The sequence below is a fragment of the Haloprofundus halophilus genome (assembly GCF_003439925.1).
Taxonomy (GTDB): Archaea; Halobacteriota; Halobacteria; order Halobacteriales; family Haloferacaceae; genus Haloprofundus; species Haloprofundus halophilus.
The window spans coordinates 623456-645107 of record NZ_QQRR01000002.1 but is presented as its reverse complement, the minus strand read 5'-3'; the positions used below and the strand labels follow the sequence as shown (position 1 = coordinate 645107).

Annotated in this window: 22 protein-coding genes; 8 read left to right on the top strand and 14 right to left on the bottom strand. The window is 67.6% G+C overall.

Annotation, left to right across the window (positions count from 1 at the left end):
* Window positions 1-102 precede the first annotated feature (102 nt).
* Both DV709_RS12905 and DV709_RS12900 read left to right on the top strand, forming a co-directional pair.
* On the top strand, window positions 103-1731 hold the full coding sequence (locus tag DV709_RS12905; RefSeq protein WP_117594831.1) for a galactose oxidase: 1629 nt from the start codon (window positions 103-105) through the stop codon (window positions 1729-1731).
* 111 nt (window positions 1732-1842) lie between these two features.
* A complete protein-coding gene (locus tag DV709_RS12900) occupies window positions 1843-3654 on the top strand; it encodes a Kelch repeat-containing protein (protein ID WP_117594830.1) in 1812 nt (603 codons plus the stop codon).
* A 30-nt stretch (window positions 3655-3684) separates the two neighbouring features.
* Here DV709_RS12900 and DV709_RS12895 read toward each other — a convergent pair whose 3' ends face one another.
* Window positions 3685-4149: a hypothetical protein gene (locus tag DV709_RS12895; protein WP_157972737.1), complete on the bottom strand. Its 465-nt coding sequence runs from the start codon at window positions 4147-4149 to the stop codon at window positions 3685-3687.
* Window positions 4150-4245: 96 nt separating this feature from the next.
* The gene (locus DV709_RS12890) at window positions 4246-5334 is read right to left on the bottom strand and encodes a deoxyhypusine synthase (RefSeq protein WP_117594828.1); all 1089 of its coding nucleotides are present in this window, start codon (window positions 5332-5334) and stop codon (window positions 4246-4248) included.
* A gap of 206 nt (window positions 5335-5540) precedes the next feature.
* Here DV709_RS12890 and DV709_RS12885 point away from each other — a divergent pair, with 206 nt between their 5' ends.
* Entirely contained in the window at window positions 5541-6014 is a 474-nt protein-coding gene (locus DV709_RS12885; RefSeq protein ID WP_117594827.1) for a DUF7344 domain-containing protein, read from the top strand.
* Window positions 6015-6069: 55 nt separating this feature from the next.
* Complete coding sequence (locus tag DV709_RS12880; protein WP_157972736.1) at window positions 6070-6780, top strand: DICT sensory domain-containing protein; 711 nt, start codon at window positions 6070-6072, stop codon at window positions 6778-6780.
* 167 nt (window positions 6781-6947) lie between these two features.
* Here the strand turns inward: DV709_RS12880 and DV709_RS12875 are convergent, their stop codons facing one another.
* The 5 genes from DV709_RS12875 to DV709_RS12855 form a co-directional block, all read right to left on the bottom strand.
* Window positions 6948-7715 carry a Nif3-like dinuclear metal center hexameric protein gene (locus DV709_RS12875; protein WP_117594825.1) on the bottom strand — a complete coding sequence of 256 codons (768 nt, stop codon included), beginning with the start codon at window positions 7713-7715 and terminating at the stop codon, window positions 6948-6950.
* Window positions 7716-8065: 350 nt separating this feature from the next.
* Window positions 8066-8875, bottom strand: a complete 810-nt coding sequence (gene speB / locus DV709_RS12870) for an agmatinase (protein ID WP_117594824.1) — start codon at window positions 8873-8875, stop codon at window positions 8066-8068.
* A complete protein-coding gene (locus DV709_RS12865) occupies window positions 8875-9249 on the bottom strand; it encodes a translation initiation factor IF-5A (protein WP_117594823.1) in 375 nt (124 codons plus the stop codon). Before DV709_RS12865 ends, speB begins: the two co-directional genes overlap by 1 nt.
* Before the next feature lie 216 nt (window positions 9250-9465).
* Window positions 9466-11142 (bottom strand): ABC1 kinase family protein, encoded by a 1677-nt coding sequence (locus DV709_RS12860; RefSeq protein WP_117594822.1) that lies wholly within the window; start codon window positions 11140-11142, stop codon window positions 9466-9468.
* The gene (locus DV709_RS12855) at window positions 11143-11508 is read right to left on the bottom strand and encodes an Hsp20/alpha crystallin family protein (RefSeq protein WP_117594821.1); all 366 of its coding nucleotides are present in this window, start codon (window positions 11506-11508) and stop codon (window positions 11143-11145) included.
* Between the two features lie 156 nt (window positions 11509-11664).
* Between DV709_RS12855 and DV709_RS12850 the strand changes: the two genes are divergently transcribed.
* The 3 genes from DV709_RS12850 (at window position 11665) to DV709_RS12840 (ending at window position 15657) form a co-directional block, all read left to right on the top strand.
* Window positions 11665-12921: a molybdopterin molybdotransferase MoeA gene (locus tag DV709_RS12850; RefSeq protein WP_117594820.1), complete on the top strand. Its 1257-nt coding sequence runs from the start codon at window positions 11665-11667 to the stop codon at window positions 12919-12921.
* A gap of 79 nt (window positions 12922-13000) precedes the next feature.
* Window positions 13001-14890 carry a molybdopterin biosynthesis protein gene (locus DV709_RS12845; protein ID WP_117594819.1) on the top strand — a complete coding sequence of 630 codons (1890 nt, stop codon included), beginning with the start codon at window positions 13001-13003 and terminating at the stop codon, window positions 14888-14890.
* Window positions 14891-15009: 119 nt separating this feature from the next.
* Window positions 15010-15657, top strand: a complete 648-nt coding sequence (locus DV709_RS12840; RefSeq protein ID WP_117594818.1) for a HalOD1 output domain-containing protein — start codon at window positions 15010-15012, stop codon at window positions 15655-15657.
* An 11-nt stretch (window positions 15658-15668) separates the two neighbouring features.
* Here DV709_RS12840 and DV709_RS12835 read toward each other — a convergent pair whose 3' ends face one another.
* The 6 genes from DV709_RS12835 to ahbB form a co-directional block, all read right to left on the bottom strand.
* On the bottom strand, window positions 15669-16304 hold the full coding sequence (locus tag DV709_RS12835) for an HAD family hydrolase (RefSeq protein ID WP_117594817.1): 636 nt from the start codon (window positions 16302-16304) through the stop codon (window positions 15669-15671).
* Window positions 16305-16521: 217 nt separating this feature from the next.
* Window positions 16522-16884 carry an LWR-salt protein gene (gene lwrS / locus DV709_RS12830; protein ID WP_117594816.1) on the bottom strand — a complete coding sequence of 121 codons (363 nt, stop codon included), beginning with the start codon at window positions 16882-16884 and terminating at the stop codon, window positions 16522-16524.
* Window positions 16884-17159, bottom strand: coding sequence for a 4a-hydroxytetrahydrobiopterin dehydratase (locus DV709_RS12825; RefSeq protein WP_117594815.1), 276 nt, complete (start codon window positions 17157-17159; stop codon window positions 16884-16886). The genes lwrS and DV709_RS12825 overlap by 1 nt, the downstream gene beginning before the upstream one ends.
* A 70-nt stretch (window positions 17160-17229) precedes the next feature.
* Window positions 17230-18576, bottom strand: coding sequence for a glutamyl-tRNA reductase (gene hemA / locus DV709_RS12820; RefSeq protein WP_117594814.1), 1347 nt, complete (start codon window positions 18574-18576; stop codon window positions 17230-17232).
* A complete protein-coding gene (locus DV709_RS12815; RefSeq protein WP_117595315.1) occupies window positions 18576-19241 on the bottom strand; it encodes a precorrin-2 dehydrogenase/sirohydrochlorin ferrochelatase family protein in 666 nt (221 codons plus the stop codon). Before DV709_RS12815 ends, hemA begins: the two co-directional genes overlap by 1 nt.
* Before the next feature lie 69 nt (window positions 19242-19310).
* A complete protein-coding gene (gene ahbB / locus DV709_RS12810; protein ID WP_117594813.1) occupies window positions 19311-20381 on the bottom strand; it encodes a siroheme decarboxylase subunit beta in 1071 nt (356 codons plus the stop codon).
* 127 nt (window positions 20382-20508) lie between these two features.
* On the opposite strand from ahbB, the gene DV709_RS12805 reads away from it, so the two are divergent.
* Window positions 20509-21231, top strand: a complete 723-nt coding sequence (locus DV709_RS12805) for a rhodanese-like domain-containing protein (RefSeq protein WP_198665721.1) — start codon at window positions 20509-20511, stop codon at window positions 21229-21231.
* Between the two features lie 21 nt (window positions 21232-21252).
* Here the strand turns inward: DV709_RS12805 and DV709_RS12800 are convergent, their stop codons facing one another.
* Complete coding sequence (locus DV709_RS12800; protein ID WP_117594812.1) at window positions 21253-21651, bottom strand: DUF5778 family protein; 399 nt, start codon at window positions 21649-21651, stop codon at window positions 21253-21255.
* Window position 21652 lies beyond the last annotated feature (1 nt).

Below are 21652 nucleotides of genomic sequence, written 5' to 3'. Positions count from 1 at the left end.
CGTGAACTCTGTGGAGATATTCACTTTTCAGAGAATTTATTACGCGTGTGTCGATTAAAATACGGATAGTTTCATAGTGGTTCAGAAACGGTACTGTTCGCTATGGGAGAGAACGACGACCGGGTCGGCGAACACGATTCAGGGATGTCGGAGGGCGAGCAGTCCTCGAAGGGTCGCTCTCGGCGGGGTCTGTTGGCGTTGCTCGCGGCCGGAACCGTCGGAGCCGGCCTCGGCGTAGCCGCCCTCAGCGAGCGGTTCGACGGCGAGGGAGACTCACCGCCCGGAGCGGGGACCGACGAGCGCTCCGAGAACACCTCTGCATCCGAATCGGACGAACCGTCGGAGACGACCGGAACGGACGAGCCGTCGGCGACGACGGCCACGACGTCCGGTCTCACCGAGACCGGCACACCGACGACCGACACGCCGTCGCAGACCGACACGCCGACGACCGACGACGCGACGGGAGCGGAAACGTCGACGGAGTCCGACACGTCGTCGGGAACCGGAGCGGCCACCGACACCGAAACTCGGTCGGAGACCGGCACGGAGAGTGAAACGTCGACCGAGACAGGCGCGTCGACGACGGCGACGCCAGCAGAGTCGGGGACCGAGACGGCGGCGACCGACGCACCGCCGGAGACCGACGCACCGGAAGGAACCGAGACGCCGACGACGACGGATACCGAGACCTCGACGGGCCCGGCGTCGCAGTGGCGCAGCGAGACCCCTCTCCCGCTGGCGCACAGCGACGCCGGGGGCGGCGTCGTCGACGGGAGACTGCTGTACTTCGGCGGCTTCGACTCCGGGGTCGATACGAACGCGGTCGCTCAGACCTTCACGTACGAACCCGCCGAAGCGGGCGAGGGAACGTGGACGCGCGTCGAGGACCTGCCGAAGGCGGTGTGGGGTCCCTGCGGCGTCACCGTCGAGAACCGCGTGTACAGCTTCGGCGGCGTCTCCAACCCCGCCGAAGGCGAGAACGAACCGACGGACGATATCTTCGTTTACGAGTCCGGGGAGGGGTGGCGAAACCTCACCGCCGAGTCGGGCGTGCGCTGTCCCTACCCGAACTGGGCGATGGGCGGCATCTACGACCCCGAAAGCCGACTCGTCTACTGCGTCGGCGGCGGAACCGGCGACACCGACGCCGAGACGGCGACGAACCACGGCACCGGCGGGACGACTCACTGGTCGTTCGACGAACACCGACTGTGGACGTTCGACCCCGAGGCCGAGGAAGTCGTCGACGACAGCCTCGCACAGCTCCCCGAAGCGAAACGCTGGCCGACCGTCGCCCGCGTCGTCGTCGACGGCCGAACGAAGATTCACGCCCTCGGCGGCGTCAAGAGCACCGCGGGGTCGACCGATTCGAACTTCCGCTACGACCCGGTCGACGACGAGTGGGAAGCGGCGACGCCGACGCCCATTCCGGGACACTACGCGACGACCGACAATCCGGTCATCGACAACCAACTGTACCTCTCACACGGGTTGTTCCGCGAGAACGGCGAATCGTTGTCTGTCGACTCCTTCCGGTCGTTCTGTCACCGCTACGACCCCGTCGCCGACGAGTTCGATACCTCGTTGCCCGACGAAGGAACGCCCCGAGTCGGCTGCGTCGACGCCGTCATCGACGGCCGTCTCTATACGGTGGCGGGTCACGTCAAACGCTACGACCAGCAGGGGTACCACGACTGTATGAGCGTCTCCTCCTCGTTCGAACCGTGAGACGGGCCGGATAACCCAGGCGGACCGGAGTGTCCGGCCTCGACCGTCAGCGCGTTGCGACAGTTGAGATTCGCACAAACTCATATCGTTCTTGAAATCGAACCGTCAGATGTGAGAGAGAACGGTGGCCGAGGCGACGAGCGTGAGGAGTCGGTCGCGGCGGACGAGCAGTCGCCCGGAAACCGTTCCAGACGTGGTGTGTTAGCACTGCTGGCAGCGGGGACCGTCGGAATCGGTCTCGGGACGGCGGCGCTCAGCGACACTCCCGACGAGGGCGAAGCGGACAGCACTATCGAGGCGTCGGCGACCGAGACGACGGGACGACCGGAGACGACCGGAACCGAACCGCCTCCGTCTACGGTGGCGACGAGTTCCGGACTGTTCGAGACGACGGCGACGGCGACACCTGTCGGAACGCAGGTATCGACAGACACCGACGGGGCCGGCGACTCCGAAACCGCCGACCCGTCGGACGCGCCGAGCGACGCCGGTGGGTCGGACGGGTCGTCGAGCGCAGGCGGGTCGGACGGGTCGTCGAGTGCAGGCGGGTCGGACGGGTCGTCGGGAGGCGACCCGTCGACCGAGACCGCGCAATCGCCGACCGAAACGACAGTAGAGACCGAGACGACGAGCGAACCGACGACACAACCGCCCACGGAGAACGCGGGGCAGACGGCGACCCCCACCGAGACGTCCACGGAGGCCCCGACCGAGACCACGACCGAACCGCCGACCGAGACACCGTCGCAGACCCCCGCGGAAACGCCGACGCAGACGTCGACGCCGGTCGAAACTCCGACACCGACCTCCACCGCAACGCCAACACAAACCCCGACGGAGACGCCGACGCAGACCTCCACACCCACCGAAACGTCAACCGAACCACCGCCGGAGACGGGGCCGAAGTGGCGTACCGAGACGTCGGTGCCCGTCGAACAGAGCGACGCCGGCGGTGGCGTCGTCGACGGGAAACTGCTATACTTCGGCGGCTTCGACTCCGGGGTCGAACTGAACGCGCGAACGCGAACGTTCCTCTACGACCCCGCCGAGGGAGGGAGCGGCGCGTGGACTCGCGTCGAGGACATGCCGAAAGCTGTGTGGGGACCCTGCGGCGTCAGCGCGAATGGCCGAGTGTTCAGTTTCGGCGGCGTGCTCACTCCCGCGGAGGGCGACAACGTCCCGACGGACGACATCTTCGTGTACGAACCCGGTGACGGATGGCGAAACCTCACCGCCGAGTCGGGCGTTCGGTGCCCGTACACGACGTGGGCGATGGGCGGCGTCTACGACCCCGAGAGCGGATACATCTACTGCGTCGGCGGCGGGACGGGAGATACGGAGTCGGACACCGCAACGGACCACGGCACCGGCGGGACGACCCACTGGTCGTTCGACGAACATCGCCTGTGGGCGTTCGACCCCGAAGCCGAGGAAGTCGTCGACGACAGCCTCGCACAGATACCCGAAGCCAAGCGTTGGCCCACTGTAGCGCGCGTCGTCGTCGACGGCCGGACCAAGATTCACGCGCTCGGCGGCGTCAAGAGTACCGCCGGGTCGACCGACTCGAACTTCCGCTACGACCCTATCGACGACGAGTGGGAGGAAGCCGCCCCGACGCCCATCCCGGGCCACTACGCGACGACGAACGACCCCGTCGTCGACAACCAACTGTATCTTTCACACGGACTATTTCGAGAAAATGACGAGTCGTTGTCTGTCGACTCGTTCCGGTCGTTCTGTCACCGCTACGACCCCGAGGCCGACGAGTTCGACACCTCGCTCCCGGACGAGGGGACGCCCCGGGTCGGCTGCGTCGACGGCGTCATCGACGGCCGGTTGTACGTTACGGGCGGTCACGTGAAGCTGTACGACGAGCAGGGATACCACGACTGTACGACCGTCGCGTCGTCGTTCCTGCCGTGAAGAGACGCGGAAACCAGAACCCGCGTCGCGTCACGACTGCCGCTCGAACGATTCGCCGTAGACTGGCCGTCCGGTGGGCTTGTCCATGTGGGCCAAATCCACCGACGTGGGGTAGGCGTCCGCGTCGAAGGTGACGGTTCCGACGTAATCGAGGCGCGCGGAGCACGGTTCACAGCCGTCGATATCTCCCTGTGGAACGACCCGGATTCCGACATCGTCGGCGTGTTCTGACGACTCAGCCGTCAACACACGGAGCCCGAGCGATTCGCACGGCGCGCGGCCGACTATCGACCCGGTGACGACGACTTCGTGCTTTTTCGGAAGAAACGTCGCGTGGGTGACGTGGCTCGGTGCATCTTCGCAGGTGGCTTCGACAACGCTCACCGCGCGCGCGGAATTAGGCGGGCTGTCGGGAGCGCTCGATAGCGCCGAACAGCCAGCGAACGGGACGAGTGCACACCCGCCAGTGAGTTGGAGGAGTCGGCGGCGTTTCATCGCTCCGTGAACTCACCGTCCAGTGATGTGTTCTTTGATATCAGTGACGGGAAATGACCATCAGGGCGTCTTCGAAGCCCGTTGAATCTCGGACCGCTACCCTTCGATTCGCTCTCGCGCCGCCGCGACGAGAAGCGGCAGGAACACCGTCGCGTCGCCCTGCACGGTGACGTTCCGCGCCTCCTTCGTCAGCTTCCCCCACGAGCGTGCCTCGTCCAGCGTCGCCCCCGAGAGCCCGCCCGTCGACGCCGGGTCCATCGTAATCTGGACCGCGTAGTCGTACGCGCCGGGCGTGACGAGCATCGTCTGGAGCGTGAAGTTCTTCGGCACGCCGCCGCCGACGAGCAGGCAGCCCGCCTTGTCGGCGTGGTAGGCGAGGTCCGTCAGCGGCGTCATGTCCTTCAGCGCGTCGAGCGTGAAGTCGGAGGTCTGCGAGTACATCCACGCCTGCAGACCGAAGACGGAGTCCTGCACGGCCGGGCAGTAGATAGGCACGTCCGACTCGTAGGCCGCAGCGGCGACGCCGGCGTCTTCCTCGATGCCCTCGCGCTCGTTCACCTCGCTGTTCGCACGGCCGAGTTCACGGCAGAGGCGTTCGATGCCGACGCTTCCCTCCTCCTCCAGCGGCGGGAACACCTCCGCGCGGAGGTGCGACTCGAACAGCGCGAAGTGTTCCTGCGGCAGGTACACGTTGTAGATTCGGTCGACCTCCTCGTCGCGCAGCGTCTCGTCGTGCTCGCGGGGCGTCTTCCCCTCGGCGTGTTCCGCGCCGTGGTGGTGTTTCCCGCCGATGGCCTCGATGGAGTCGTGGGTGAGGTTCGCGCCCGTCGTCACGAGCGCGTCGACGTGGCCGTCGCGGACGAGGTCGGAGACGACTTTTCGCATCCCCGTCGGCACCATCGCGCCCGCGAGCGAGAGAAAGACCGTACAGTCGTCGTCGACCAGCATCTCGGCGTACACGTCGACCGCTTCGTGGACCGCGGCCGCGCCGATGCCCGCCTTGCCGTACTCGTCGACGAGTTCCGAGACGGTCATCCCGGCGCGGACCTCGGTGTGACCGACGGGGTCGGGGTCGAACTCCTCGCGGTGCGGCGGGTGCCACTCGGCGTGGTCGTCGTGGGCTTCGTTGTCGCTGTGGTCGTCGTGGGCTTCGTCGTCGCTGTGATCGTGACCGTCGTCGCTCATACACCTCGATGCGTCGGGGGACGGTTTCAAAGGTTCGAGGCAGGATTCCACGGGTCACCCAACCCGGGATTGTTGACGCACGCGGTCTGTCGGAGCGGGTGACGACGCCGAACGGTGGGCTTCGACGTCGCCTCGCACGTCATCACCGAAGAATCTCCGTCCAGTCGCACGAAAAGGACTTACACGCGCTTCGTCTACCCACGACTGTGGGGAACGTCGACAACAGTCACAGGAGCGCGGACATCTCCCTCGTCCGAGAAGCGACGACTGTCGACGACGAGATGTTTGCGACGCTCTCGGACACGCACCGCCGGTTCGTGCTCTACGCGCTCCTGCAGTTCCAGCAGTTGTCGTTCGAGGAACTCGCCGACATCGTCGCCGGGTGGACGAACGCCGCCGACTGGCGCCCCGTCACGCCGGAAGAGCGCGACGACGTGATGCTGGTGCTTCGACACGTCCACGTTCCGAAACTCGAAGCCGCCGGATACGTGGAGTACGACGACGAGAGCGACGAGCTCGTTCTCGACTCGCTTCCCGCGTCGCTGTACGACCTCCTGACGTACGCTCGGGCGCACGAAGGGGGAAGCGTCTCAGGGGACCGAACGACGCCGTCGGAGGCGGAGGACTCCGACCAGAACGGCGGTAGCGATGCGGCCGACGACTCCGACGAGACGAAGTAGCCGGCGCCGGCCCGAGACGACGCTACCGGTGTCGCTTCCCGGACCGGAGGCACAGATGACACTCAGACAGTTTATCTCCGCGGTGGCCGCAGAGCGTAAACAGCTCATCGTCTACGCGGCCGCCGATGCGTCGGTTCCCGTAGAGCAGTTCGAGACGCGCAACGTCACCGTCGAGCGGCGGCCGCTCCCGGCCGACGGACCGCCCGGGTTCGTCGTCATCCGCGACGAGAGCGGGTTCGCGGGGTCGCTCGGACTGGAGGAACTTCGGCACCTCGTGACGCCGCCGATTCGTCGGCCGTGGTCCGCCGAGTCCGAGAGCAGTTTCCGACCGCTGTTCGAGATTCTCGACAACGCCGTCTTCGCCTCCTTCGACAAACGGCAGATGGTCGCGGCGTCGCGCGAAATCGAAGAGCGAGCGTGGCGCGTCGGGCACGGAACGCTCAGGTGCGGGTTCCAGTCGGCGGATGCGCTCAGAAAGCAGCGGACCGTCTACTCCCGACTCGTCGACGAGACCGACCTCGAAGTTCACGTCTACGTCGCCGGCGACCGAGGGCCGACGACGGTCGACGGCGTCCGGTTTCACCTCGAATCGACCGCCGAGATCGGACGGACGTGGTTCGTCGTCTTCGACGGGAGTACGTACACGAAAGCCGCCTGCGGACTCATCGCCGAGGAGGTCGAAGACGGACTGTTCCGCGGGTTCTGGACCTACGACGGGGAGTTCGTCGACGAGATTCTGTCGTATCTGACCTCGACGTACGGCTGACGTCGCGTTCGTCCGCTGCGAACGTGTGTCTCCGCTGCGAGAGTTTATCCCCGAAGACGGGGCCACTCCGCCGCGTGACCTGAACGCCGACGCGGTCCGGGCAGCGCGGGTGTACGACGACCCGGCCGCGTTCGATTCTCCGTCGTCTGTTCGCTACACGCCGATGCTCAGAGCCCGGTCGGGTGGTCGACGAACGTCGTCTCGACGCCCCACTCGTCGAGTCGCTCCGAGAGCGCACGCACGCCGAACGTCTCCGTCGCGTAGTGTCCGGCGAGAAATACGTGGATTCCAGCTTCCCGAGCCTCGTGGTACGCCTTCTGTTTCCCTTCGCCCGTCACGAGCGCGTCGACGCCCGCGTCGACGGCTTCGTCCAACCAGTCGACGCCGCTGCCGGTGACGACCGCGACGTCTTCGATCTCCTCGGGGCCGAAATCGAGCACCTGCACGCCGCGGCCGCCGGTGTCGAGTTCGGCGTCGAGCGCTGTCGCCACGTCGGTCGGGTCCAGCGGGTCGCTCGTGCGCCCGCGCTGGCCGATGTGTTCGGGGCCGAGCGCGCCGAACGGTTCACGCTCGACGAGACCGAGTACGTCGGCGACGCCGGCGGCGTTGCCCAGTTCCTGGTGACCGTCCAGCGGCAGGTGCGAGACGTACAGCGCGACGTCGTTGTCGACGAGCGGTGCGATTCGTCGGTACTGTCCGCCCGTTACGCGTTCGATGCCGCCCCACGAGAGTCCGTGGTGCGTGACAAGGAGGTCCGCATCTGCCGCCGCAGCGGCGTCGACAGTGGCGACTGCGGCGTCGACGGCGACGGCCGCGCGGGTTACCTCCGCTTCCTCGGGCCCGACTTGGAGGCCGTTCGCGCTCGCGTCGATATCCGCGTACGCGTCGGTTCGAAGAATCTCGTCGAGTCGGTCGGTGAGCGTCGAGAGGCGCATACCGGAACCGAGAACGGCCGGTCGCTTGTATCCCTCGCTACGAGAGCGCCGCCCGCAGTCGTACTCCGAGGTCGCATCGGATAGCATCCGGAGGCCATAGAGATCAACTCCGACGGCGACCGTCCGACTTGCAAGTGCAGCCACCGCGATTATCCGACTGTCTCGCGAACACGCTACTGCGAGCGAAACACGAGGTGACTTACTATGAGTAAGTTCCGCAGTGCGCTTCGCGTCTGGCGTCGATTACCGCGTCGAACCAAACGCAGTATCACGCGCAAGATGCGACGCGTGCTTCGCCGCTGAGACGGCGGCGTCGCTCGCGTTTCTACAGACCGACGGGCGAGCGACGGCTACTCGCTCGTCACCGCGTGCTCGTAGACGAACTCTCTGAGCAGTTTTCCGGCGAGCGACGCGGCTTGGCCGTCGTCTCGGTCGTTCACTTCGACTACGTCGAAGCCGTCGGTGGCCGGAGCCACCGCTCGAACCACGTCGCGCATCTCGCGCGGCGTCAGTCCGAACGGTTCCATCGTCCCCGTTCCGGGCGCGAAACCGGGATCCGCGCCGTCGATGTCGACGCTCAGGTAGACGGAGGTGTCGGCGTCGAACGCGGGTTCCCAGTCGGCGACGTCCTCGGGTGCGACGACGGTCACGTCGTCGCTCTCTGCGCGCTCCCACTCCTCGGGAGAGCCGGTTCGCGCCCCGAGGATGACCGCCTCGTCGGCGGTGTCGAGGACGCGTCTGGTGACGCAGGCGTGGCTCCACTCGTCGCCGGCGTACTCGCTTCTGAGGTCGAGGTGGGCGTCGAGACAGACGAACACGTCCGGGTCGACGGCGCGGACGCCCGCGGCGGTGACGGTGTGCTCGCCGCCGAGGGTGATCGGCACGGCGCCGTCGCGGACCGCGTCGCCGAGTTCGCCGCTCAGGAACTCGACGTACTCGGCGACGTCGCTCCATGCGTGGAGGTCGCCCGCGTCGTGGACCGAGAGGTCCGAAAAGAACTGGTCGGTTCGACGGTCGAAGTCGTCGAACGTTTCGGCGAACCGCCTGATGCGGTCGGGGCCGAAACGGGCCCCTGGCTGAAAGCTCGTGGAGATGTCCAGGGGCGCACCGACGATGACGAAGTTCGCGTCACTGCGTTCGGCGGTCGCCCCGGGGAACATCACACGACCTTTCGGTTGCCTTCGTACTCGAGGTACTCGATTTCGCTCTCCGGCGAGAAGTCCTCGCCGTCGGGGATGCGCATCGTGAACGTCTCGTAGGTGTCGAGGTCCATCACCTGCGCGTCGTCGCCGGTGACGGAGACGACCTGACCCTGTTTCCGGTCGATGATCGGGACCCAGACCTTCGCGTCGACAGGCTGGCTGAGACTGCGTTTCTTCCCGTCGAAGACGCCGCGGCCCTCGACGCGGGCTTTCGCACTGCCGTGCTTACCGGGCTTGGCGGTGCTGTAGTGGTTGATTTTACAGGGGGCGCCGTCCATCATGACGTAGCTGCCTTCCTGCAGTTCGCGAACCTGTTTCTGCTGTTTCGCCATACCACGGAGTTACCGAGGCGCCGGTATAAACGGTTTGGAAACGAATCGTGAGGACGGGTATCTTCGCCGCGAGAGGCGGTTTGGCGACGATAACGCGTGACACAGTTCGGCCGCGAACCCGGACCGGTCGCGACGATACGGTTCGGTCGTGAACCCGGACCGGCCGCGACGATACGGTTCGGTCGTCAACCCGGACCGGTCGCGACGACACTCGTCTCAGTCGCCGCGCCGTTCGCGCATACTCTGCCGGGTGAACTGCGGCCGAGCGCGAATTCCCTTGCGACGCTTGCGCAGCGACCGGTACAACAGGAACCCTACCGGCAGGGTGATGCCGAGGGCGGCGGCGGCGAAACGCCAGTCGTTGCCGAACGAGTAGAGAATCGACGCCGAGAGCAAGCCGACCGAGAAGAGGAGGCTGTAGGCGATGCGTCGGGAGAGGCGGTCGAACACGTCGTTTTTGTCCTCGATTCGGACGTTGACGGTGACGTTATCGCGTTCGAGTTGGTCGAGCGTGCGGTCGAGTTTCGGCGGGACGGTGACGAGCGCCTCCGAGGTCAGCTGCAGCTGTCGCCCGGCGTCCTGAACCAGCTGTTTGGCCGTCTCCTCTCGATAGCCGGTCTCCGAGAGGTAGTTGGTCGCGACCTCGATGAAGTCGAAGTCGGGGTCGAGCGTCACGCAGACGCCCTCGACGACGGTGGCGACCCGGAGCACCAGCGCCATATTTTGGGGGAGACGAAGCGGGAACTCGTAGATGGTGTCCTCGACCTGCTGGATGACCTGCTGGACGCGGTACTGTTCGATGTTCTCGCCGCGTACGTCGGCGATAGCCAGCTCCATCACGTTCGCCATCACCTCGCGGTCGGCCTCCGGCGAGAGGGTCCCCATCTCGACGAGCGAATCGAGGATACCGTCGATGTCCTGGTTGGCGACGGCGACGTAGAACTCGACGATCTTGTCCTGGATGTACGCGTCGACCGTGCCGCTCATCCCGAAGTCGTAGAAGATGATCGACCCCGTCTCGTCGACGGCCAGGTTTCCGGGATGGGGGTCGGCGTGGAAGACGCCGTCTTCGATTATCATCTGGAGGTAGATCTCCTGGAGCTTGACCGCCAACTCGTGGCGGTCGATACCCATCTCGTCGAGCCGCTCGACGTCGCTTATCTTCACGCCCGGCTCGTACTCCATCGTGAGCACGCGCGGACCCGAGACGTCGTCTATCGGCCGCGGGATGACGATGTCGCGGTTCTCCTCGAAGTTCGAACGGATCTGGACGAGCATGTCGCGTTCGCGGCCGTAGTCCATCTCCTCTCGAATCGTCTTGGCGAACTCGTCGGCGAGGCTGTCGAGCGAGAACGCCTGACCCTCGCCGACGAACCGCGAGACGAGCGGAATCGACCACTTGATGACCCGGAGGTCGGCGTCGACCAGAGCTTCGATACCCGGACGGCGAACCTTGACGGCGACGCGTTCGCCCTCGTACTCGGCGAGATACACCTGTCCGAGGCTCGCGCCGCTGATGGAGTCGCGCTCGAAGGCGTCGAACGCCTCGTCGACGGGCCCGAGTTCGTCCTCGATGACGACCCGGGACTCCTCCCACGGCGCGGGCGGCACGTCGTCCTGCAGACTCGACAGCACGTCGATGTAGGCGGGCGGGAGGATGTCCGGGCGCGTCGACAGCAGTTGTCCGAGTTTGATGAACGTCGGCCCGAGCGTCAACAGCGTGTCGAGCAGCACCTCCGCTCGTTCGACCTGCATCTCGGCTGTGACCTGCCGTGACCGTCCGAACAGGAGAAACCGATTCCGGTCTCTCGTGTAGGCGACGATGAGCGGAAGGAATCGGCGAAAGACGACGAAGAACCGCCAGTATGCCCGCAGATTGACCAGTGTGATCACCTACTCCGCGGAGTCGTCCGTTATCGGAATCGACCGCTCGGGAGCGGCCGTCCGCTTGGGGAGGCGGAGTTCGAGAACGCCGCGGTCCATCGACGCCTCGGCACCGTCGCCCGAGGCGTCCGGCGGGAGGGGGAGCTCCGCGTCGAGGAACAGCGACCGGTCCTCTCGGAGGTAGCGGAACTCCTGTGGGAGGCTCTTCTCGCGTCGGGCCTCGATGACGATACGACCGTCCTCGAATCGCACGTCAGCCGTCTCGGCGGTCACGCCGGGTAAATCGACGACGAGCAGGTACGCCTCGTCGCTCTCCAACAGGTCGGCGAACACCGCTTTGGGCAGTTCCCGCAACGAGTCGCGCAGCGCTGACATGGACGTAGCTACGGGTCGGGGGTCGAAAAACCCGGCGGTCGAACCCCCGGGGACGCGGCGAACGGCGCTGGCTCGCCGCTGACGCTCGACGAGCGGGCGAGGCGCGTCGACCGCCCGTAGGTTGAGGCTTTTGTCCCCCCGGTTACAACGAGGCGTATGAGCCACGACGACCTGCGGCGCGCCGGATTCAAAGACCGGACGCGCGTCGCCGACGCCCGCGAGCGACTGCTCGCGGCAGTCTCCCCGCACGAGCGAACCGAGCGGTTGGCGCTCGAAGCGGCCGACGGCCGAGCGCTGGCCGAGACGGTCACCGCCGCCCGCGACGTCCCCGGCTACGACCGCGCGGCGATGGACGGCTACGCGGTCCGCGCCGAGGATACTTTCGGCGCGTCCGGGCGCTCACCCACCGTCCTCCGACTCGTCGCAGCCGACGACGGGGGCGACGAAAGCGACGAGACGCCCGTGAACCCCGGCGAGGCCGTCCGCGTCCACACCGGAAGCGAACTGCCCGACGGTGCCGACGCCGTCGTGATGGTCGAACAGACCGAGCGGGTCGGCGACGAAGTCGAGGTGTTCGACGCCCTCGCGGAGGGCGAGAACGTCGGCGACGCCGACGAGGACGTCGCGGAGGGCCAGTCGCTGTACGACACCGGCCACCGACTCCGACCGTCGGACCTCGGCCTCCTGAAGTCGGTGGGCGTCCGCGAAGTCGAAACGTACGAGCGGCCTCGGGTCGCCGTGATTCCGACGGGCGAGGAGCTCGTCCAGCGCGACCCCGAACCCGGACAGGTCGTCGAGACCAACGGGCTCACCGTCTCGAAACTCGTCGAGCGGTGGGGCGGCGACGCCAGCTATCGCGACGTGGTGACCGACGACGAGGCCGCGCTCCGCGAGGCCGTCGAGTCGAACCTCGACCACGACGTGGTGGTGACCACGGGCGGCTCGTCGGTCGGCGAACGCGACCTGACGTACGAAGTCGTCGACGACCTCGGCGAGGTGTTCGTCCACGGCGTCGCGCTGAAACCCGGGCATCCCGTCGCGCTCGGTGCGGTCGACGGCACGGCGGTCGTGATGCTCCCCGGTTACCCCGTCGCCTGCGTCATCAACGCCGTCCAGTTCCTCCGCCCGGCGGTCAAACGCGCGGGTCACCTACCCGACGACCCCTTCCCGACCCGGGAGGCGACGCTCGCTCGGAAGGTTCCGAGCGAACCCGGTGTTCGGACGTTCGCTCGCGTCCGCACGGAGACGAGCGACGACGGGGAGGGCCTCGAAGCGACGCCGACGCGCGCCAGCGGGTCGGGAATCCTCTCGAGCGTCGCGCTCGCCGACGGCTGGGTCGTCGTCCCCGAGGAGCGCGAAGGGCTCGAAGCGGGTGCGACCGTCGCCGTCGAGAACTGGGAGTGGTCGGCGTGAGCGGACACCGGAAGACGTTCCTGCTCCCTTCGGTGCGCGGGCTGCGACTTCCGAGCTCTGTCCTGCGAGGTGAGCTCGCATGACAGAACGCAAGGAGTTCCGCGACCTCGCAGAGCCCGAGGAAGCCCACGCCGCCATCGCCTCTTTAGACCTCGAACCCGAACCGGAGTCGGTCCCGCTCGCGGAGGCGCGCGGACGTGTACTCGCAGCGCGCGTCGACGCCGAACTCGACGTCCCCGGCTTCGACCGGGCGTCGATGGACGGCTACGCGGTCCGCGCGAAGGACACCTTCGGCGCGGACGAGGCCGACCCCGAGACGCTCGAACTCGTAGGCGAAGTCCACGCGGGCGCGGAACCGGACGTGACCGTCGAACCGGGGACCTGCGCCGAGATATCGACCGGTGCCGTGATGCCGCCGGGCGCGGACGCCGTCGTCATCGTCGAGCGGACGGAGGAGCGGGGGGAGAACGAGATCGAGATTCGAACCGCCGTCGCCCCCGGCGACAGCGTGATGTTCGCCGGGGCGGACATCGCCGCCGGCGCGCGGGCGCTCGGCCCGGGGACGCTCCTGACGCCGCGCGAAATCGGTCTGCTGTCGGCGCTCGGTCGAGACGAGGTCCCCGTCCGCGGCCGTCCCCGAGTGGGAATCGTCTCGACCGGCGACGAACTGGTTCGACCGGGTGAGACGCTGCAGAGCGCCCGCGGCCAGATTTACGACGTGAACAGCTACACCATCGCCGCGGGCGTCGAGGAGGCCGGCGGCGAGGCCGTGCTCTACCCGCACGCCGGCGACGACTACGACGAGATGGAGCGGTTGCTCCTGCGGGCCTCCGAGGAGTGCGATTTGGTGCTCTCGTCGGGGTCGACCTCGGCGTCTGCGGTCGACGTCATCTACCGCGTCATCGAGGACAGGGGCGAACTGTTGCTCCACGGCGTCGCGGTCAAACCCGGGAAACCGATGCTCGTCGGGCGGTTGGACGACAGCGCCTACGTCGGCCTCCCCGGCTACCCCGTCTCGGCGCTCACCATCTTCCGGACGTTCGTCGCGCCCGCGGTTCGCCGCGCGGCGGGCGTCCCGGAACCGCAGACGGCGACGGTGAGCGGGAAGATGGCCGTCCGCGAGCGGTACGGCGAGGGGCGGATGCGACTGATGCCGGTCGGCCTGTTGGAGGACGAGGCCGGCGAGACGCTCGTCTACCCCGTCGACAAAGGTAGCGGCGCGACGACGAGCCTCGTCGAGGCCGACGGCATCGTCGAAGTCCACCCCGACACCGAGTATCTCGGCGAAGGTGAGGCGGTCGACGTGATGCTGTTCTCGCCGGACGTGCGCCCGCCGTCGCTTCTCGGCGTCGGCGAGGACGACCCGCTTTTGAACCGTCTACTCGACCGCCTCGGCGCGCCGCGGTATCTCCCGGTCGGGAGTCGGGAGGGGCTTCGACGCCTCCGCGACGGCGTCCCGGACGTCGCCGTCGTCGCCGGTCCGGACGACCGAGACGTCGACTCCGTCGACCTCGGCGGCTGGCGACGCGAGTGGGGACTCGTCGTCCCCGACGGCAACCCCGCGGGCGTCACCGGCGTCTCGTCGCTCGTCGACGACGACCTCCGGTTCGTCAACCGGGACTCGAACTCCGGACTCCGAGCCAGTTTGGGCGACCAGGTCGCCGACCTCGCCGACGAACGCGGCGTCTCGCGTCGCGACCTCGTCTCCGAGATCGACGGCTTCGACCGTTCGGTGAAGGCCTCCGAGAGCCCGGCCCGACGCGTGCTCGCCGGCGACGCCGACGCCGGTGTCGGGTTGCGGACGACCGCCGACCGACTCGGTCTCGGGTTCGTCTCGCTGGGGTGGCAGGACGTTCGCGTCCGCGCCAACCCCGAGCGAACGGGGAAGCCGAGCGTCGACGCCTTCCGAGCGGTCCTCGACGAAACGGACGACCGTACGGACGCTCTCTCCGGCTACGAGATGTCGTAGCCACGGGCGCGTCGCGGGGTAGTTTTCCGCGTCGTACCCTCACATATCAAAACAGGTTAGTTATTCACACAGTGAGAATAGCAGAAACGTATTTCAGCTCACTCCCGAAAAGGCGGGCTATGTCAAACAGGGCGAGGGTTCTTCACGTCGACGACGACCCGGACGTCACGGAGCTCACGAACCGTTTGCTCGACCCGGAGGGAGACCGGCTCGAACTGACGAACGCGGAGAGCGGTGAGGAGGGATTGGAGCTGCTCGAAGACGGCGAGTTCGACTGTGTCGTCAGCGACTCGGTGACGCTTCCAGACGGGCGGCTGTTCGCCTCGGTCGTCCGCGAGAGGGACGCGTCGCTACCGCTGGTGTTGTTCTCGGGCAAGTCCAACGCCGCGATTCTCGACGAAGCGCGGCGGACCGACGCGAGCGGCTACGTACAGAAGGCCGGCGTCGAGAGTTTCGAACGCCTCGAACGCGTCGTCGACGAGTCGCTGCTCCTGGCCGACGACGGCTGGGAACTACTCGCACACCACGACTGGGACGGAACCCAGGAGTTGGTGACGACCATCGCCTCCGCACTGGAGACGTACAGCGGCGTGGCCGCGACGGAGGGCGCGCCGCTGTTCGAAGCCGTCGACCCCGACGCGCTCGAAGGGCTGCTCGGACCCGCCGCCGACGGGAGCCACCACGAGTCGGTGTCCGTCCGATTCTCGTACCGGGGCCTCGTGTTCGCGCTGTTCTGCGACGGGCGCGTTCTCGTCCGCCCGCAGTAATCAGGGCCGGTCTACTTCCCCGACAGTTCCTCGAACGAGCGGATGCGACGGTCGGCGAGCACGCACTGGCCGCGACGCTCGGGGTCGTGTCGCTCGACGTGAATCCCGTCGAGGCCGGCGTTCCAGGCCGCGCCCACGTCGTTGGCGCCGTCGCCGGCGAGGACGCCGCGGTCGGACTCGCCGACGCCGAGTTCAGACATCGCGTGCGTCACCGGGCCGGGGTCGGGTTTCCAGCCGGTGTCGTCGGTACAGCAGACGACGGCGTCGAACCAGTCGCGGATGTCGAGTCGCTCCAGCACCGGGTCGGCGAGAAACTGCTGACAGTGCGTCACCAGTCCGACCGGCGCGTCGAGGTCGGCGACGAACGCCGCGTCCGGGTGGAGGTACGTCGCCTCCGCGCGGGCCTGCGGGTCTTCGACGGCGTGGAACGCGGGCCAAAACTCCGCCGGGTCGATGCCCCACTCGCGGAGCTGTGCGTCGCGCGCACCCCCGAGGCCGTGCCACAGAATCTCCGCTTCTCGGTCGGAGAACGTCCGGCCGAGACGCTCGCCGACCCGGTCGAACGTCCGTCGCGTGTACCCCCAGTCGGCGTCGATGAGCGTTCCGTCGAGGTCGAACAGCCAGAAGTCGTAGACGTCGGTGCCCATATCAGACGATTATCTACCCGATTCGCGGATAAAACGGTTCCGGCGAGCGTCACCACCTCTCGAACGTTCGGTTCGAACCGAAGTCCGACAGCAACGAGGCGGCAACGGCGGTCGATGGCGGCAACGACGGTCAACGACGACAATGACGGTCAACGGCGGTAACGACGGTCGACGGCGGCAACGATGACCGACGGCGTGTGCTGTCGTTGGCGGCCGCTCACCGGACGCGAATCGAACTGCCGAGATACTTGTGCAGGACTTCGCTCACGTTGTCGGCGTTGAATCGCCCGAGGTCGGCGGCGATCTCGCGCTTCAGCGCGTCGAGGTACGCCCCGTCGGTGTCGAGTTCGCTGAAGCTGACGTCGACGACGGGAACCGAGAGCCACGACTCGGCGAGCGAGCGGGCGTGTCGGTCGTCGTTGACGTCGCCGCGCCACAAGTTGTGAAAGAAGAACAGCCAGTCGTCGTCGCCCGGTGCGGAGGCGGGTTTGCGGACGACCGTCTCGAACTCGTCGGGCGCGGCCGTGACTGCCGACGGCTCGAGTCGGAACCGAACCCGGAACACGTACGCCGCGTCCATCAGTACTCGTCGTCGAACAGCGAGGCGACGCGCATATCCTGGTCGGTGATGCCGCCGGCCTCGTGGCTGGTGAGGCGGACTTCGACCTCGTCGTAGCGAACGATCATCTCCGGGTGGTGGAACTCCTCGTCGGCGACTTCGGCGACCTGCGTGGCGAACTGCACGCCCGCGAGGTAGTCGTCGAACTCGTAGACGCGGACGATTTCGTCGTCGTCGCGTTCCCAGCCGTCGGGTAGTTGGCGCTCGATCTCGTCGTCGTCCAGTCGTTCGGCCATGCGCTGGAAGTCGTCCGGCGGCTGGTTAACGTTTACCCGCGTTCGCAGTCGACGGAACCGAAAATAGCGGTCAGTCGTCGGAGCACTGCTCGAAGACGTGCGGCGGTGCGTCCTCCTCGTCGGACGCCTCGCTCGCCTCGAACGCCGGCGCGTCGGGGGTCGCGCGGTCGCGGTCGCCGAAGGAGGGGTCGAACAGCTGCATCGCCGTCTGGATGGTCGTCCAGTCGTCGTCGGCGGCGGCGTCGCGCAGCGACTTCGTCGGCGCGGCGAGCAGCTGGCCGACGAGCGCGTCCGCGAGCGCCTCGACGGTCTCTCGCTGTTCGTCGGTCATCTCGCCCTGCGCGTCGAGCTTCGACAGCGCGGTCTGTAACTCCCGGCGTTTGACCGCTTCGGCGCTCTCGTACATCGCGCTGATCGCGTCGTCGGCGCGCTTCCGTTTGTACGCGTCGAGCAGGCGCGCGAGCTCGTCGTCGATCATCGCCTCGACCACGTCGGTCTCCGAGCGGCGGCGTTCGCGCGTCTCGGCGGTGACGGTTTCGAGGGCGTCGATGTCGCGGACGACCACGTCCGGGAGCTCGTCGGCCGCGGGGTCGACGTCGCGGGGTTGGGCGATGTCGATGAGCACCGTCTCGCCCGCCCCGGCGAGCGCTTCGGCGTCGAGGACGTAGTCGGTGCTGCTGGTCGCGGTGACGACCACGTCGGCTTCGCCCGCGGCGGCGGCGGCGGCGTCGAGCGCGACGGCCGACGCGTCGGCGGCGACTTCGGCCGCGATGTGTTCGGCGTGGGGAACGGTCCGGTTGGCGACGAGCAGTCGGTCCACGTTCGCCGAATCGAGCGCTCGCGCCGCGAGCGCGCCCATCTCGCCCGCGCCGACGACGAGCGCCGTCGAGCCCTCGACGGCCGTCTCGGTCTCGGCGAGGCGGACGGCGGCGCTGCCGAGCGACACCACGCCCTCGTTTATCTTCGTCTCTGCGCGCGCGCGCTCGCCGACGTGAATCGCCTTGCGGAGGGCGTCTTCGAGCATCGTTCCGACGGCGTCGACGGCGCGGGCCTCGGACTCCGCGCGGCGGAGTTGGCCGAGAATCTGATCCTCACCGAGGACGAGCGACTCCAGTCCGGCGGCGACGCGCATGAGGTGGCGCAGACTCTCCTCGTGGTCGAGCGTCACGACCGCACCGTCGCGGACGTCGGGGGCGAAGTCGGCCAGCGCCGCCGCCCCGAGGGCGGGTCGCTCGGTGACGACGTACGCCTCCGCGCGGTTGCACGTCTGGAGGACGTACGCCTCTTCGACGCCGTCGCGGTCGAGGAGGGCCGAGATGGTCGCCCGGACGTCGTCGTGGCAGGCCGCTCCGACCTCGTCGACGGTCGCGTTGACGTGCGAGACGCTCACGCCGGAGATGACGCCGGTTTCTTCCATCACGGGGACTCACCTCTGTTCCGTATCACGCGCTGGGCCTCTCTCCGGGCGTTGGATTCGCCCGTACGTAAAGCCTTCCAAACGGGAGACGAGCCGACGACCGCTCGAACCGCCTCGCGTCGCTCGGTCGGGTCGACGCCCTCGGCTTTCAGTCCCGCGCGAATCTCTCCGGTCAGTTCGGCCATCGCACCCGCACCGTCGAGTTCCGCCTCGATTCGCTCGCGGAGGTGTTTCGAGAGCGCCGGACTCCGTCCGCCCGTCGAGATGGCGACGGTGACGGGGTCGTCGTCGACGGTCGCGGGGACGACGACGCTGCGGGCGTCGCGGCTTCCCGCGCGGTCGGTCCGGTTGACCAGCGCCCCGGCGTCCTTCGCCGCCGTCTCGACCGCCTCGTTCACCGTCTCGTCGTTCGTCGCCGCGACGACGAGCGCCGGGTCGAACCGATCGACCCAGTCGACGATCTCGTCGGGGGCGGGAGCGGCGCGGACCAGTTCCGCGCCGCCGAACTCGTCGGTGTCGGCATCGCCGCCGTCGCCTCCGAACTCGGGGCTGACGACGACGACGCGGGCTTCGTCGGCGAAGCGTCGCGCCTTCCGCGCACCGACTGCGCCGCCGCCGAAGACGAGCACCGTCTCGTCCGCGAAGTCGTGAAACAGCGGAATCATCTCGCGTAGCCGCGCTCCCGTGAGCCCACTCGGCACACCGCGTACCGAGTGAAGACCTCCGCGAGTTCCTCACTCACTGGTGTTCGCCTCCGCGCGTTCGGCCAGCCTGATTCCGGTCTTCTTCAGAATGCGCGTCGAGAACAGCGAGTCCCAGTCGTCGTCGCCGACCTCCCAGTACTCGCTCATCGTCTCGCGGACCTCCTGGATGCGGCGCTGACTCTCCTCCTCGCTCCGGCCGTGGGTCATCGCGAAGAAGTTGTACGGCCAGACGCCCTCGTGGCGGGGGCGACGGTAGCAGTGAGTGACGAAGTCGAGCGAGGCGACGGCGGGACCGACCGTCTCGACCACCTCGTCGGGGACGTTCCAGACGGTCATCCCGTTCTCGGTGTAGCCGAGCGCGTAGTGGTTCGGGATGACGCCGACGCGGCGGACCTTCCCCTCCAGGTCGAACCGCTTGACGGTCTCGACGACCCACTCGGTCTCCGCGCCTATCGCGTCGGCGACGTCGGCGTACGGCGTCGCCGTTATCGGGAGCCCACCCTGTATCTCGACGACCAGGTCGCGCTCGTCCGGCGTGAGCGTCGGCCTGCCCGAGGGTTCCACGTCGGGGCCGAGGTGTGAGAGGTCCACGTCGCCGTCGGGAACCGGCCCGTCGAGCATGAACTTGGCCTCGACGCGGAACTCGTTCATCTTCGGCAGGTTGTACGTCTCCTGGCCCGTCTCGGCCTCGATCTCCGCGAGCACCTCGTCGACGCGGCTCTCATCGGCCACGCTGACGACGAACCACATGTTGAGGTGCGGATGCTCGCGCTCGTAGTTGTGCGCGACTTCGCGGTGGGCGTTCACCAACTCCGCGACTTCCTCGAAGCGCTCGGGCGGGGCGTGCATGGCGACGAGCGTCGCCGCGCCGCCGATGTTCTCGGCGTTGACGAGCGCGCCGAAGCGCGTGAGGACGCCCTCCTCGTCGAGCGTCTGCACGCGTGCGAGAAGTTCGTCCGCCGTCACGTCGACGCCGCGTTCGCGCAGCGCGGCCGCCGCCGGGTCGAACGGACGTTCGACGACCGGAAACCCGCCCTGAAACGCGTTGATGATGGCGCGGTCGAGTTCCGACAGCGTCGCGTCCGCGTCCGCCTGTCTCATGAGCGACACTCCGAACGGAGGAAGAATAAGCGTCTCGAAGCCGGGACGCGTTCGACGGTCGAACCACGGGAGCGACTCCGACGTGGCGACACGGTTTTATCCGTCCGATAGTTATCTTCGTCCGAAAATGCAGCGTCGCACGTTCCTCGCAGCCGCCGGTACCGCCGGAGCAGCGGCACTCGCCGGCTGTTCGAACTCGTCGTCGTCCGGGACGCCGGACAACAACACCAACGGCTACGAGACCCTGACCGTCGACGGGTCGAACGCGCAGGTCCCGCTCGCGCCGATAGAAGACGTCCACCAGTGGTTCCAGGACGGGTCGGCGAAGTTCGCCGACGCCCGCGGACAGCGACAGTACGACGCCTCCCACATCGAGGGGGCGGTGCTCTCGCCCGCGCCCGACGGCCGGGCGAACGACCCGACGGGCGCGTGGGACGAATCCCAGCGCATCGTCACCTACTGCGGTTGTCCGCACCACCTCTCGTCGATGCGCGCCGCGTCGCTCATCGACTCGGGGTACACGGAGGTGTTCGCGCTCGACGAGGGGTTCTTCGAGTGGCGCGACCGCGGCTACCCGCTACAGGGCGCCGAGGTCGACGTGGAACCGCCGTCGTACACGGTTCGCGGCCGGACCGACGCGTCGCTCGCCGGGAAGAACGCCTGGGCGCGACACGAGCAGTCCGAGCAGCGCGAGGCCGGGCCCATCGCCGACGACGGCAGTTTCGAGCTCGTGCTGCACTTCTACGACGTGACCGAGTCCTCGCCCATCGTCGTCGAGACGCCCGAGTACCGCATCGAGCGGCCGCTCGGCGAGCTCGCGGAAACCGTCGTCACGGACGTCGAACGCTGAGAGTCGGGTGTCGACCGCGGGTCAGTCGCCGCGGACGCCGGTCACGCGGTAGCCCATCTCCTCGATCTCCTCGATTATCGCCTCGTGGTCGGCGTCGGCCTCGTAGTAGAACACGAGGTTGAACGCGCCGTTTCGCAGCAGTTGCTGGCACTCCCAGACGAACTCGTCGTCCTCCAGGGTCAGCCCCTGGAACTGGTTCGAGGCGAAGTCGGTGTCGTCGTTGCCGGCGTAGATGTACGCCTCGCCCTTCCCGGCGTGCTCGGCGATGACGTCGTTCAGGTCGACGGTGAGTTCGTGCATCTCCAGGTCCTCCTGTCCGGAGAGGTCGGTGTGGACGATGACGCCGTTGAGTTGAATCTCGCCCGGTTCCAGCAGCGCTTTCGTCCGCTTGTAGAGGTCGTCGTCGAGCGTCTCGCTCATG